Origin of the sequence: Helicobacter cinaedi CCUG 18818 = ATCC BAA-847, assembly GCF_000155475.1 — a bacterium.
Taxonomy (GTDB): domain Bacteria; phylum Campylobacterota; class Campylobacteria; order Campylobacterales; family Helicobacteraceae; genus Helicobacter_C; species Helicobacter_C cinaedi.
The window spans coordinates 260,675-273,314 of the sequence record NZ_DS990391.1 but is presented as its reverse complement, the minus strand read 5'-3'; the positions used below and the strand labels follow the sequence as shown (position 1 = coordinate 273,314).

14 protein-coding genes and 2 pseudogenes are annotated in these 12,640 nt (G+C 38.8%); 2 read left to right on the top strand and 14 right to left on the bottom strand.

Annotation, left to right across the window (positions count from 1 at the left end; all coding sequences use genetic code 11):
• Window positions 1-9 precede the first annotated feature (9 nt).
• From HCCG_RS01525 to gatB, 9 genes and pseudogenes are all read right to left on the bottom strand, one after another.
• The gene (locus HCCG_RS01525) at window positions 10-282 is read right to left on the bottom strand and encodes a type II toxin-antitoxin system YafQ family toxin (RefSeq protein WP_002955607.1); all 273 of its coding nucleotides are present in this window, start codon (window positions 280-282) and stop codon (window positions 10-12) included.
• Window positions 282-503, bottom strand: a complete 222-nt coding sequence (locus HCCG_RS01520; RefSeq protein ID WP_002955605.1) for a hypothetical protein — start codon at window positions 501-503, stop codon at window positions 282-284. Before HCCG_RS01520 ends, HCCG_RS01525 begins: the two co-directional genes overlap by 1 nt.
• A gap of 49 nt (window positions 504-552) precedes the next feature.
• Window positions 553-648 (bottom strand): annotated as a pseudogene (locus HCCG_RS13010) (type II restriction endonuclease); the annotation flags it as partial.
• A gap of 224 nt (window positions 649-872) precedes the next feature.
• Window positions 873-1,118: a hypothetical protein gene (locus HCCG_RS01515; RefSeq protein ID WP_002955603.1), complete on the bottom strand. Its 246-nt coding sequence runs from the start codon at window positions 1,116-1,118 to the stop codon at window positions 873-875.
• A 12-nt stretch (window positions 1,119-1,130) separates the two neighbouring features.
• Complete coding sequence (locus HCCG_RS01510) at window positions 1,131-1,652, bottom strand: hypothetical protein (protein WP_002955602.1); 522 nt, start codon at window positions 1,650-1,652, stop codon at window positions 1,131-1,133.
• A gap of 1 nt (window position 1,653) precedes the next feature.
• A pseudogene (locus HCCG_RS13085) lies at window positions 1,654-5,449 on the bottom strand (type IIG restriction enzyme/methyltransferase).
• Entirely contained in the window at window positions 5,403-5,609 is a 207-nt protein-coding gene (locus HCCG_RS13080; protein WP_425591293.1) for a DUF7149 domain-containing protein, read from the bottom strand. Before HCCG_RS13080 ends, HCCG_RS13085 begins: the two are co-directional and overlap by 47 nt.
• Complete coding sequence (locus HCCG_RS12460) at window positions 5,521-5,724, bottom strand: hypothetical protein (RefSeq protein WP_015453794.1); 204 nt, start codon at window positions 5,722-5,724, stop codon at window positions 5,521-5,523. Before HCCG_RS12460 ends, HCCG_RS13080 begins: the two co-directional genes overlap by 89 nt.
• Window positions 5,721-7,148 carry an Asp-tRNA(Asn)/Glu-tRNA(Gln) amidotransferase subunit GatB gene (gatB, locus tag HCCG_RS01495; protein WP_034547885.1) on the bottom strand — a complete coding sequence of 476 codons (1,428 nt, stop codon included), beginning with the start codon at window positions 7,146-7,148 and terminating at the stop codon, window positions 5,721-5,723. Before gatB ends, HCCG_RS12460 begins: the two co-directional genes overlap by 4 nt.
• A 188-nt stretch (window positions 7,149-7,336) precedes the next feature.
• Between gatB and HCCG_RS01490 the strand changes: the two genes are divergently transcribed.
• The gene (locus HCCG_RS01490) at window positions 7,337-8,050 is read left to right on the top strand and encodes a hypothetical protein (protein ID WP_230197821.1); all 714 of its coding nucleotides are present in this window, start codon (window positions 7,337-7,339) and stop codon (window positions 8,048-8,050) included.
• A gap of 35 nt (window positions 8,051-8,085) precedes the next feature.
• Entirely contained in the window at window positions 8,086-9,018 is a 933-nt protein-coding gene (locus tag HCCG_RS01485) for an NAD(P)H-dependent glycerol-3-phosphate dehydrogenase (protein WP_002955598.1), read from the top strand.
• A 21-nt stretch (window positions 9,019-9,039) separates the two neighbouring features.
• Here the strand turns inward: HCCG_RS01485 and HCCG_RS01480 are convergent, their stop codons facing one another.
• From HCCG_RS01480 to HCCG_RS01460, 5 genes are all read right to left on the bottom strand, one after another.
• Window positions 9,040-9,327, bottom strand: coding sequence for an HU family DNA-binding protein (locus tag HCCG_RS01480; protein ID WP_002955597.1), 288 nt, complete (start codon window positions 9,325-9,327; stop codon window positions 9,040-9,042).
• Between the two features lie 148 nt (window positions 9,328-9,475).
• The gene (locus HCCG_RS01475; RefSeq protein ID WP_002955595.1) at window positions 9,476-9,712 is read right to left on the bottom strand and encodes a hypothetical protein; all 237 of its coding nucleotides are present in this window, start codon (window positions 9,710-9,712) and stop codon (window positions 9,476-9,478) included.
• Window positions 9,696-10,079 carry a flagellar export chaperone FliS gene (gene fliS, locus HCCG_RS01470; RefSeq protein ID WP_002955594.1) on the bottom strand — a complete coding sequence of 128 codons (384 nt, stop codon included), beginning with the start codon at window positions 10,077-10,079 and terminating at the stop codon, window positions 9,696-9,698. The genes HCCG_RS01475 and fliS overlap by 17 nt, the downstream gene beginning before the upstream one ends.
• Before the next feature lie 17 nt (window positions 10,080-10,096).
• Window positions 10,097-12,145, bottom strand: a complete 2,049-nt coding sequence (fliD, locus tag HCCG_RS01465; protein ID WP_002955593.1) for a flagellar filament capping protein FliD — start codon at window positions 12,143-12,145, stop codon at window positions 10,097-10,099.
• A 59-nt stretch (window positions 12,146-12,204) separates the two neighbouring features.
• Window positions 12,205-12,597, bottom strand: a complete 393-nt coding sequence (locus HCCG_RS01460; protein WP_002955592.1) for a FlaG family protein — start codon at window positions 12,595-12,597, stop codon at window positions 12,205-12,207.
• Window positions 12,598-12,640: the final 43 nt, after the last annotated feature.

The following is a 12,640-nucleotide window of genomic DNA, read 5'->3' as shown; positions in this document are numbered from 1 at the left end:
CATAACTTACTATTTTTTAAACAATTTGCTATGGCTTCCCACACGCAAGGCATTAAGCTGCAAAATATCATCGCATAGCTCATAAATGAGTAACAAGTCTGGTTTAATGTGGCATTCTCTAAAGCCTTGCAAGTTGCCGCTTAAGGCGTGGTCTTTGTGTTTTGACTCTAGCTTCTCTCCTTTAGCTAGTGTGTCTATAATCTGCATTGATAAGATTCTATCTGCTTGGCTTAGGGCTTTTGCGTCTTTTTTAAAACTCTTTGTCAAATGCACTTTATACATTAGAGTAAGCCCTCTTTTTCAAACGCTTCTTTCGCACTAGCATAAGTCTTTAGTGTGCCTTCTCTTTTCTCTTTTTCAAGTTCTGCTTTTGCCTTTAGAATCTCTTTTTCAAACTTTGTAAGCTTTGGCTTTTGCACCTTGCATTTTGCGTTATCAATCTTTGCTAGGCTTTTTATCGCAGTGTAAAGCTCTTTACTAGCATTTTCTATAATCAGCGTCATTTGTTATCCTTTGGGCTTTTGTGTTGCTTAAAATTCTAGCATTAGTTTTTTATGTTTTGGAATCTATTATTTCTATCTCATCGTTTGTGAGATTGTAGAGTTTATAGACTAGAGAGTCAAGTTTAGATTCTAACTTGCTTGTGTCAAGGGTAGAAACTTTTCTTTAGAATCCAAGGTTTAGCATATTTAGTGTGGGATTATGGAGTTTTTGCGTGCGGTTTTTTGGAGTGAAAATAAAAGTAAAAACATTATAATGCTATACAACACAAATAAGAGATTTTCTATTGCCCCCACTACTGACAGCATTTTGTATGATTGTTGGAATGGAGCTATGCTGACTTCATTAACTCATAATAATGATAATAAAGTCTATTTATTTTTTGCTTTTGTTTCTGCTCCATTATTTGGTGTTGATGGCAAGGTCTGTTGATTAAAATTGGGTTGTTGAGCTATTGTTTGTTGTGGTTGGCTTGGTTTTATCATTGGACTCGTGCTTACTCCTTCTGTTTGTAGTTTGAGCATCATTGCGGAAGACACACCATCTTGGAATCTTTGCAGATTTTGTGTTGGTAGCCCATTTAATGTGGCTTCACTTTGAGAGTTTTTATCACTCATATTACACTCCTCTTATTTATTGATGAAATATTTGCCCATCATTATAGCAAAAACAATGAAAACAATTATAATAGAAATTAAAGACAATTGATTGCACTTTTCTCCATATTTTGTCCATTTACTTTTTTTGTTAAAAGATTTTTCTTTCCCCTGCAAATAATACTTCTCGGCAAATTCCACATCTTTCATATTTCCTTTTGCACAAAACCAAAATGAGAGTATTACAGAAATAAGACAAAGCGTATTGGATAATAAAAAAATAAATATAAAAACTTTATTGGAACAGGTTGGTTGTAATTTTTCTAGGATAAACGGCATTATTCCGAACAATGCGGCAGATATTGTTAGAATCATCTTGTCTTGTGCTTCTTGATTAGATTTTGCTCTATTCATTGCATCTTTAAAAAAAGATTCATACATTCTTTGTCTTTCTGTCACTTCTGCTTCACTATCTGATTTTAGAGCGGTAGTTTTAGCTGTAGGATTGTCTGCATAAGACTCTTGCGTAATGGTGTTTTTTGTTGGTTGATCCATTTTACTCCTTTTCAATAATTTCTATCTCGTCATTTGTGAGATTGTAGAGTTTATAGACTAAAGAGTCAATTTTGGATTCTAACTCTTTTGTGTCAAGGGTAGAATCTTTAGCTTTAATTTCTAGGATTTTATTTACACATTTTATAATCTCATCGCATAGGGGCTTATTAGATTCTGTGATTTGCGGAATAGGGAGTTGCTCTATCTTATCTTTAGCACCATAAGCGTATTTTCCTGTTTCTACTAAATTTGTCATTTGCGTGATAAGCCACTTATACAAAGTGCTATTCATAAGCCCTAGAATGTAAAGCAATTTGTCATTCATTTTTTTTAAGGGGGGACAAGGGGGCTTGAATTGCGAAGTCGCTCCCCTTATCCCCCCTTTAACCCCCCAAACCCCCGACGACGCTTCAAGCGGTGGCACTTCGTGCGATTGATGAGATTTCATTGCTTCGTTGTTCGTTTCACTCACGCCTTGCAATGATGTATTCCCTATTGTCATCATAAAAAGCGAATTGTTAAAATACATTGTTTCTTTAATATGGGTGAAAAAATACTCTCCACTTACAGGATTCCACACAATCTTTTCTTTTTCAAAGTTGCTTAAGTATTCATTTGTAGGGTTGTTGTCTAGCTCTAGCCAATGGTGTTGCCCTGTGTATGGCTTTTTATCTGTGGCTGGTTTGTTGGTGCATTGTCCCCTTTTTTGTAGCTTATCTTTGTGTTGTAAGAGATAGTTATATATTGCTGGATAATCTTTTTCTAAATATTGATGAGAGTTAAATTTGGCTATGATTATCCACAATCCTGCCCACTCATAGCTATACCGCTTAATATCTCTGCCACGCAAAATGGGCTTTATAAGCTCGCTTGTCCTTTGTCTTTCATTTTCACTCACACAATTCCTTAAAATCTCCTCTCTTTTTGCAGAATCTATAATAAAAGCTTCGTTATAGCCTGTTTTGATTCCATAATTTATAGAAATATCCCATTCTTTTAGCGGTGTGCCGATGGCTTCAATCTTAGCTTTAAGGGCGGCGTTGGTGCTGTCTTGGAAAATAAAGCTTTCTTTAGTTAAGCTAGATTGCAAAAGGCTTTGTGGTGTGATGTATTCTTGCAGTGGGGCATTGGCTTTAGTATCGTAGTCTTTGGGGTGTGCGAAGTCAAATGTATGTGTAGAATCTGGCGTTGTTTTGATAAAGCTTAGGATACTTGTATCCACAGAGGCGGAGTCAAAGACTTTTATACCATTTAGTTCTATGTAGTAAAGCAGGGCGGTGGCTTCAAGCAAAAACTCTCTTAAAGGCTCGCCATATCCTGCTCGGCAGTATTTGTTGCTTGTGATAAAGCTTAAGATTCCATTGTGTTTTAGAATCTTGTGTCCTTGCTCGTAGAAGTAGGTGTAAATATCGCTTGTGCCTTTGTAGATTCTAAAGGCTTTTTGAAGTTGTGGCTTGCGGATTGCCGATGACTAAATCAAAGCCTAGAAAGTCGCCATTAGAATCTAGCACTTCAGGGAATGCAAACCGCCATTCAAATGCGTTTGTATCTTGTGTAAAGTTTTCATATTCTCGCATAGATTCTATAAGTGTTATAAGCTCTTTTTCTACAAAACCTTGCGACTCTTTGGGTATGTCTAGGCTCTTGTGGAAGTTAAAATTTATCGTGTAGTCGTTGAGACTTTTTATAAGGGCAGAATCTAGGCTTTCGTTTTGCAAGGTGGCGTTATCAATGCCATTGTAGCCATAGCGTTGCAGGTAGCTAGATAGGGCATTTTTGAAGTTTTGGTAGGCTTTGCTTGTTTTGTGAAATATAGCGATGATAAAGCTTTGTGTGGTGTGGATTTTTTGCTTATGGAGTGATTTTAGCTCGGCGTTTGTCTCGTTTTTGTAGGCACTCACGGCGTCTTTGTAATCTTGTATAGTATGTGGGAGCTTATTTTGTATATCATTGATTGTAGATAGAATCTCATTTGCAGATTCTAGGGTGGCGTTATCATTGAGCCGATTTTTTAAATCTTTTTCTAAGCTTTCTTTTGTCATATCTAGGGCGATATTGCTTACAAGTGAATTTCCACATTTAATATTTATATCAATGTTTGGCAGGGTTTCTAAATCGCCTGTATTCTTACCATTAGAATCAAAGATATAAAAGCTGTATTTAAGTAGCTCTATCCATAATCTTAGCTTTGTGATTTCACAAGAGTTTGGGTTTATATCCACGCCAAAAAGGCAGGATTCTATCAAAATGCGTTTGTTGTGAAATAGGGCTTTTTGGATTATGTGAGATTCTATATTTTCGTGGGCTGGGGTTTGATAAGTATGCAGGGTGTTATTAGAATCTTGTATTAAAATCTCATCATTTTCTAGGCGTAATCTTATGTCTTTTAATCGCTTGTAGTCTCGCTCTCCATTATCATCAATGTGAATCTCACAGAGAATCTTAAGGCGGAATTTTAGCTCTATCATAGCATTTAGCATAGATACAAGGAAGTGTCCGCTACCAACGGCTGGATCGCAAACCTTTATGGAATCAAAAATGGCATTTGCCTCTTTATAGCCATTTACAGAATCTGTGAGTTTGTCTAGCTTTTGTGCTAAAGATTCTAAGCTATCGCATTCCCACGATTTTCTTTCATTAAACTTATCTATAACGACTTTTTCTAGCGACTCTTTACACATATAGCTAGTGATAAAGCTAGGCGTGTAGAAACTGCCCTCTTTGTAGCCATTTAGCTTTTCAAAGACTAGTCCTAACACAGCGGCATTTATTAGCTTGTCGTGGTTTGTTTTGATATGGTCTATAATATCTTTTGGCGTGGTGGTGAAGTCATAGGCGTGTAAGAATTTAAAGAGATATTCTAAAAGGGGCAGGGATTGTGTGTCTTTATAATCTTTGTCTTTTTTAAGGATTGAGTGCTTGAAAATGGCGAGATGATTAGAATCTAGGTGGCTTATTTCGTTATTTTGCTTTTCTAATTCTGTTTTGTCAAAAAGGCTTGAGTTAAGATAAGGGATAGAATCTTTTAGCTTTAAGTCGGTTTTTCGCTTCTCTTTTTTAAGGGCTAATATGTCAAAAAAGAGTGTGTTTAAGTCTGTGAAGTTTTGCAATGTGTCAATGTCTAAAAAGGGCTTTGTAATATGCTTGAAGCTTAAAAGCATAGATTCTAAAAGTCGCAGGAATAATATGCGGTTATTCCAAGTGGTAAGCAGGGAAAAGATTGTCTCAAAGTCTTTGTCTCTATCAAGTCCTAGTTTGTTGCAGATAGAATCTAAAAGCGTGTTTTGCTCTGTGGTGGGGAGGATTAGAATCTTGCCTTTTTGGTCTATCTCTTTTAGCCCTAGAATGTAGAGCAATTCATCATAAAAGCTTTGATTGAGTGTGTTGGCGTCAATGCAATTTTTTTGTTTGAGTAGCACTTGTGGGCTTAGGGCTTGATAGAGCAGGGGCAGGGGTGTAGTCTGTATATTAAAATGGGTAAATTTTAGTGTGGAGTTAAGGGAGGGCAAATAGTCTTTAAGTGTGGCGTAAAACTTGCTTGTGCTTGTGTCTGTGCCTTGATTCTTATCGCAGTTATCAAAGGCTTTTAGGATTGTTTTATCTTTAGCAAATGTGAGATACTCTCTAGCGTCTATGAGATAGAAATCTCGTGTGTTTGTTAGGATAATGTGCTTTATGTCGTTGTTGTTATGGGTTTTATACTCGCGTAAAAAGTAGAGAATGGATTCATAAAAGGCTTTGGATTCTAGGCTATATTCTTGTAAAAGTAGTGTATCCCCCCCCCCCGCTAGAAACAAACTCTATCTTATTGCTTAGGCTTTTGACTTCAAAAAGCACTTTAGCTTTATTGTCTTCATAAATGCTTAAATCAATGCGATTTTTTGTATTGCACTCGTAGGCAAAGCTTTTGGCTAGAAACTCTATCAAAGCGATTTTTTTGATGCTCTTCACTCTCATTTTCTTTTGTGTGTAAAAGCTTATCCCTATGTTTGCTAAAAGATTCTAGCTCACTCTCACTTGGACTATGGGCGTTTGATAGAAAGTCTTCTAAGGGTATAAGCGTATAAGTCATTGTAGCTTCTCTTTTAAAAGCTCATTGACACGAGCGGGGTTTGCACCTTTGCTTGCTTTCATCACTTGCCCTACAAAAAAGCCAAAAAGCTTATCCTTACCGCTTTTAAATTCTGCGACTTTATCAGGGTTGGCACTTAGCACAGAATCTATGGCAGCTAGGATTGCACCATCGTCATTCACTTGTGCTAATCCCATAGAATCTATGAGAGAATCCACATCGCCGCCGCGATTTTCCACAAGCACATCTAGGATTTCTTTGCCGCTTTTGCCGCTGATTTTGCCTTCATCTATGCGTTTAACTAGTGTGGCAAGTGTGGCAGAATCTATACCGCAAGTTTGCAGTGTGTTTTCGCCCTTTAGCCGCCCTAGAAGCTCGGTAGTTAGCCAAGTGAGTGAGCCTTTTGCACTTGCACCAAAATCTAGCATAGATTCAAAGTATTTTGTTAGCTCTAGGCTAGAAGTCAGCACACCGGCATCATAGGGCTTAATGCCAAAGTCCTTGACATATCTCTGTGCTTTTTCATCTGGCATTTCTGGGATTTGTTTGCCCTGTTTCATTAACTCTTCATCAATAAACACAGGCAGCAAATCTGGGTCTGGGAAGTAGCGATAATCTGCTGCTTCTTCCTTGCCACGCATTGAGCGGGTTACGCCCTTTGCGGTGTCAAAAAGGCGCGTTTCTTGCACGACTTGTGATTCATACTTGCCATCTTCCCACGCTTCAATCTGCCGCTCCACTTCGTATTCTATGGCCTTTTGGATAAATTTAAAGGAGTTTAGATTTTTAATCTCTACGCGTGTATAAAGCCTAGAATCTCCCCTTGGGCGGATAGAGACATTGGCATCACAGCGGAAGCTCCCTTCTTGCATATTGGCATCACTTATGCCTAAAAATCGCACGATGGAATGCAGTTTCTTAAGATAAGCTATCGCTTCATCGCTACTTCTCATATCTGGCTCACTTACAATCTCTAAAAGCGGCGTGCAAGCGCGGTTTAAATCCACTTTTGAAAAGTCGCTTTCGTGGATATTTTTGCCCGCGTCTTCTTCTAGGTGGGCACGAGTAACGCCGATAGTCTTTTGCTCTCCATTTACTTCAATCTCAATCTCCCCACGCCCCACGATTGGGATCTCAAACTGGCTGATTTGATAGGCTTTGGGCAAATCAGGGTAGAAGTAGTTTTTACGCGCAAATATGGAGTTTTGGTTGATTGTGGCGTTAATTGCAGCTCCAAAGCTAATGGCTTTTTTTACCGCTTCTTTGTTTAGCACAGGCAATGCACCCGGAAGCCCTAGGCAAGTGGGGCAGACATTTTTGTTTGGCTCTTCTCCAAAGCTTGTGGCACAGGAGCAGAAAATCTTTGTGGCGGTGTTGAGTTGGACGTGGACTTCAAGCCCGATAATAGTTTCATACGCTGACATTCTATAACCTTATTTAGTGGAATCTAGGAATAAAGACTGCAAGTATAGGCAAAAGCGTATAAAACATTTATAAATTCTTAAAAAGATTTGAGATAAAATGAAAATATGATTTTTGGGGCTGGGTAGGGTTACAAAAAGTGGCAGAAAAAAGCCGATTTAATGGGAAGTGATAGCTAAAGGTGCGGTGCGTGAAAAAGATAATGTGTGTATTGGGCTTTGTGCTTGTTTTTGGTGGGGCTGAAGAGCTTGTCCTCCACGAGACAAATACAGAATCTCCTGCAAATCCGCTTACAAAACAGCTTGAAAAAAAAGAGAGTGAAGAGAATCAAGGAGCGAAAGTCAGCAAGAATCTTTCCATAAAGGCTGATGCGTTTGTCAATGATGGATATTCTGAAATGGAGCTTGAAACCGGCAAAGCAAATCTTAACGAGCTTGATACGCCGATGTCTCGCTATGGGGCGGGAGTGGAGCTAAACTATTCTGTAAAGCCAGATTCCCGTGTGGAGCTAGAGCTATTTGTCTCTAACACGGTGGAGCTTAATACCCAAAGAAGGGGCGGTAAGATAAAGGCGTATGACACAGTGCAAAGGTATGAGGAAAATGCCTATAACTATGGCAATAAGGTTATGTATCCTGCGTGGGTGAATAGCATAGGTATGAAGATTACGATTTTGAAAACTCATCGCATAATGCTGACTTTAAAGCAAACACAGCTTTCCACTAATGACGCACTTTTGGCTATGAGTGCTTCGCAAGGTATGCCACAAGCTCCATTGCAGACTATGCCACCAAATGTGAGTGGCATGCCTATTGTAGGCAATGTCGCTTCAAACACTGCTGTGAATGCGAACCCTTATGTGCTGACAACACAGGTTTTTTTGACATATAGTTATACATTTTAGCATTTGATATATTTTTGATGAATAAGGATAGGGGAATGAAAATAAGTGTATTTGGCGGTGGAGCGTGGGGCAGGGCGTTAGCCTTTGCATTGGCAGAAAAAAATGATGTGCGGATTATCTCAAGGAGAGATCTTAGCTCACTTCTAGCACCTTTAAATGAGCGTTTATTGGCACAAGATTCTAAACCGATTATGCAGGTAGATTATAAAGATGGGCTAGATTCACAATATTTTGTTATGGCGATTGCTACAAGTGCTTTGCGAGAGTGGCTTGTGCGTGTGAAGTTGCCAAAAGATATAAAAGTCCTATGTGCGAGCAAGGGGATAGAATCTGGAAGTGGAGCGTTTGTAAGTGATATTATGGAAGAGTGGATTTGGCATAAGAATCTTGCGTATTTGTGCGGTCCTAGCTTTGCTTCTGAAGTGGTGCAGTCCTTGCCTTGTGCGTTAGTCATTCACTCACGCAATCTTGCTTTGAGCCGAGAATTTGGCACATTAATGCCAAAGTTTATTAAAGCGTATGTAAGCCCTGATGTAGTGGGCGGAGAAGTCGCTGGGGCGTATAAAAATGTCATTGCCATTGCTGCTGGAATCTGTGATGGGTTGAATCTTGGGGCAAATGCTAAGGCGTCATTGGTCTCAAGAGGACTAGTGGAGATATGCCGTTTTGGAGAGCATTTTGGGGCGAAAATGGAGACATTTTTGGGGCTTTCTGGGGCTGGAGATTTATTTTTGACTTCAAGCTCTACGATGTCGCGTAACTATCGCGTAGGACTTGGACTAGCAAAGCAAAAGCCTATTAGCGAGATATTGCGTGAGCTTGGCGAAGTGGCTGAGGGCGTTATCACAGCAAGGGCTATTACAGAGATTGGGGAGAGAGAAAATATTTACACGCCTATTGCAAAAGAGATTAGCTTAATATTGAATGGAAAAAGTGTAAGTGAGAGTTTTAAGAAGTTAATGTCATAGCCTAAAAGGCTATGAGAGAGATTATTTTTTAGCCTTAGCTACTTGGTCTTTTAAACCTTTTCCGGGGCGGAATTTAGGCACAGCTTTTTCACTTGTTTTGTAAGTTTTGTTTGTTCCGGGAACTTTACCTGTTTTAGCCTTTTGAACAGCTGTTTCAAATTTACCAAAACCTACAAGCTCAACGCTTTGTTTCTTAGTAAGAGCTTGAGAAATAGCATCTACAAAAGAATTTACTGCTTTTTCAGCATCTTTTTTTGTATCGTATTCGCCAACTTTTTTTACTAATTCTACGAATTCTGCCTTGTTCATTGCAACTCCTTGTTGTTAAAATTTTGAACGCACCCATTCTATATGATTTTAGGCTTGAAGTCAAGGATATGTGCGGATTTTTTGGGAAATTTGTTGCAAAAAAGCCATATAATAGGGAATATCTGGGGTTTGAGAGCGGAAGTATTGCTTACTGATGAGAGTTTTCAAGGAACTTTTTAGCCGCCTTGATTTGCTCCATATTGATTCTAACTTGGAGCTGTTTAGATTCTAAAAGGCGTTTGGTTTGAGAGATAAGCTCTAAAGCTTGAAGTTTCTCTTCAAGCGGTGCTTGGGCGAGATTTTCTGGGAGATTGCTAACTAGGGCAAAAGCACTTTTATCATCTTGGTTAAGGAGAGCAACTTTTAGCTTATCGTGCCAATTCATCTTGATTAATCTCTCTCCACGCTTCCAAAAGTCCTTTGGCAACATTGATAACAATATCAATTTTGGCAGTATCATTGGCAACATTGGCTTGGGTAAGGAGCTTGATTTGATGTGTGTAAAGTCCTGTAAGATAGCTTGCCACCTCACCGCCTTTTTCATAATCAAGGGTGTTAAGTAACTCTGTGAAAATATCGGTCGTGCGGTTAATGTAGTAGATTTTTTTCTCAATATCTTCTGCTTCCATATGCCGCTTTGCTTGAGCACAGAATCTTAAAATACCCTCATAGAGCATTTCTATAAGTTTAACTGGAGATTCTACTGAAACTGAATTTTGTTGATACAAATTATACGCGTTGTTACCATACATTGCTTACTCCTTAGAATTTATTTTTTTGCTACAGATTGGTCAATCATCAGCTGAACACTACTAAAGGCATTATTGGTTTTTGAGATTTGAGAATCATAGGCTGCAAATCTCTGTGCCATAATGTCATAGCGGATGTTAAGCTGCTCAACTGCCTTCTTGCGGTCTTCACGCAGCTTTTTATCATCTTTAGTAAGACTTTCTTCAAGTAGCTTAAGTCTCGCATTGCCACCATTAAGCAATTTATCAAGCTCTTGATCAAACTTTTTGAATACACCATCAGTTTGCACCTCCTTAAACTCTGTGCTTTTTACACTCCCGTAGAAAAACTCTTGTGTCCCCTCTGGATCTGTGCTTAGAGCCATTGAAAGCTTACTTGTATCAAGGCTCATTTTTCCCTTTTCATCAAGGGCAAGTCCATACTTTACAAGGCTTTTAATCTCCGTTTCAGTTGGAATATTTGTAGAAAAGATTCTAGTGAGAGTTGGGCGTATCATACGAATATCACTATTGCCATTAAAGATTCCAGCGATTTTAGAATCTTCATCATAGCGTGTTACTTCATCAAGCTTGAGTGAAAGCTCGTTGTAAGTTTCTACAAAACTTTTCACACTCTCTATTATCTCTTCATCATTGCGTGTGATACTAATCACCGCAGGTTTGCCCGGCTCTGTTGTGGTAAGCAGCTCAATATTTACGCCACTCACAATATCATCAATATTATTTGTAGGGCGTCTCATTGAGATTCCATTATATGAAAATTTCGCATCTTCAGCGGTCTGCACTTTGCGTATTTTGAATAAATCTTCTTGTGTCTTGGCATAGTCCATTGTTGTGCCTGATTTCAAGCCTAAATCTTCTAGTGCTTTTTTGCTCTCAGCGTCATTGTTGGCATAAATATTGACTTCGCCGGTATCGGAGTTAATCACAAGCTTGCCTTCATCATTGACAGAGCCGTAGATTCCAGCGATGTTGTTAATGGCATCAGCAATGGCTTGTGCGTTTTGCTTGGCGGTATTTTTCTTGTTTGTTAAGGTTGAGAGATCAAGTGGGACACTGCCTATGTTAATCGTTCCTGTGAGTAGCCCAGCACCCACACTTTTGGTGGCTACCATAAGATCTTCTTTTTGTGTGCTTTTATTATCTTCGCCAAAACCTAAGGCTTGAGCTTTTGCACCTTCTACCTTTATGCCATAGCCCCGCCTATCGTTGATGGTCAGCATATCGCTATTAGCCCCACCTATGCCTATGTTTAAGTCATTATCAAGCAATCCTTCAAAATCAGCATTGTCTTTAATGGTAGCAATCACAGCTTCTTTTAAAGCCTGTGCGTTATCTTGTGCTTTAGATTCAGTGGCAGTCTTTGGAAGCTTGATAGATAGGGTTTTATCAATACCTTTTTTATCTTTTAAAGTAATGTTAAAATCCCCATCATTAAGTTCAAAAGCCCCACTTGGGATAACAGAGCCTGTAGCAGTTGAGCCAAAATACACCCTTGAGGATTCGCCCGTATCTTTGGAATTTATCATAAGCTGATAGGGATTTGAGCCACCTGTTTTCATCACAATCCCCATAACCTCGCCTTTCGTAGTGTCTGTAATGAGCTGTGCAACTTCGGCTAATTCCATACCTGCTTTGATTTCAATCTTATAGTCCTGCCCCTTATAGTGAAATTTGAGTGTGGAATCTTTTTGACTAAATGCAGATTCTCTGCTCTCATATTTTGATCCTATCTCATTAATATCCGAAGTCGCCACTGAATCTATATCAATTTTGATATCTTGGGTTGGCACACCAGTGGAAATGGTAGCTTTCAGTGCATCGCCAATGATATTGCTTGAGCGTCCCAAGTAGGTTGAATAATCAGCAAGTTTGCTTACGCTTGATTTCAAATCTCGCAAGGTTGAGGTGATGGTAACAAGCTCGGTTTGTTTTTCTACATTTTGTTCTATCTTTTTATCAATAGGATCAATATGTGTGCTTTCATCAGCTTTTCGTAACTTGTCAATCACATCGTGATTTAAGACTTTACTTCCAAGCCCAAGAGAGCTCAAACTACCAAGTGCCATACAACCTCCTTTCGCAAATTTTAGATTCTAGAATCTTTAAGTTTATTTAATCTCTCTTTTTAGCCCTGCTTGTCAAAAATCACGCCAATCACTTCACGCATTCTTTTCATAAGCTCAATAGCTTCTTTTGATGGAATCTCCCGAATGACTTTATCGCCATTAAATTCCTTAACCGTTACCATAAGTCCCGGAATATTTTCATTATACGAGAAGTTCAAATCTGTGCCAATTTTTTTCATCTCTTCATTGAGCTTCTTACTCAACTCACGCAACTCACTTTCAAGCTGTTTTTTATTTTCCTTGTCGTGGTGTTGTGCAGTTTCTTGTTGCAAACGCACTTCAGTTGGACGGGTGTCTTCCGTGATCGCCCTTCCACTCGCATTTACCATATTTACGATCCGATTCTTAACAGCATCGTTATTGTTTTCAACACTATTAATACTATTAATCATAGCTTCCTCCTTGAAGTTCTAAAATAAAGCAAAAGACATATCG

What these genes read in the sequence shown, in the direction of transcription:
- HCCG_RS01515 (WP_002955603.1), bottom strand. Translation starts at nt 1,118, where the DNA reads ATGAGTGATAAAAACTCTCAAAGTGAAGCCACATTAAATGGGCTACCA.
- HCCG_RS01480 (WP_002955597.1), bottom strand. Translation starts at nt 9,327, where the DNA reads ATGAACAAGGCAGAATTCGTAGAATTAGTAAAAAAAGTTGGCGAATAC.
- fliS (WP_002955594.1), bottom strand. Translation starts at nt 10,079, where the DNA reads ATGTATGGTAACAACGCGTATAATTTGTATCAACAAAATTCAGTTTCA.
- gatB (WP_034547885.1), bottom strand. Translation starts at nt 7,148, where the DNA reads ATGTCAGCGTATGAAACTATTATCGGGCTTGAAGTCCACGTCCAACTC.
- HCCG_RS01525 (WP_002955607.1), bottom strand. Translation starts at nt 282, where the DNA reads ATGTATAAAGTGCATTTGACAAAGAGTTTTAAAAAAGACGCAAAAGCC.
- HCCG_RS12460 (WP_015453794.1), bottom strand. Translation starts at nt 5,724, where the DNA reads ATGACTTATACGCTTATACCCTTAGAAGACTTTCTATCAAACGCCCAT.
- HCCG_RS01485 (WP_002955598.1), top strand. Translation starts at nt 8,086, where the DNA reads ATGAAAATAAGTGTATTTGGCGGTGGAGCGTGGGGCAGGGCGTTAGCC.
- HCCG_RS01520 (WP_002955605.1), bottom strand. Translation starts at nt 503, where the DNA reads ATGACGCTGATTATAGAAAATGCTAGTAAAGAGCTTTACACTGCGATA.
- fliD (WP_002955593.1), bottom strand. Translation starts at nt 12,145, where the DNA reads ATGGCACTTGGTAGTTTGAGCTCTCTTGGGCTTGGAAGTAAAGTCTTA.
- HCCG_RS01475 (WP_002955595.1), bottom strand. Translation starts at nt 9,712, where the DNA reads ATGAATTGGCACGATAAGCTAAAAGTTGCTCTCCTTAACCAAGATGAT.
- HCCG_RS01460 (WP_002955592.1), bottom strand. Translation starts at nt 12,597, where the DNA reads ATGATTAATAGTATTAATAGTGTTGAAAACAATAACGATGCTGTTAAG.
- HCCG_RS13080 (WP_425591293.1), bottom strand. Translation starts at nt 5,609, where the DNA reads ATGAGAGTGAAGAGCATCAAAAAAATCGCTTTGATAGAGTTTCTAGCC.
- HCCG_RS01510 (WP_002955602.1), bottom strand. Translation starts at nt 1,652, where the DNA reads ATGGATCAACCAACAAAAAACACCATTACGCAAGAGTCTTATGCAGAC.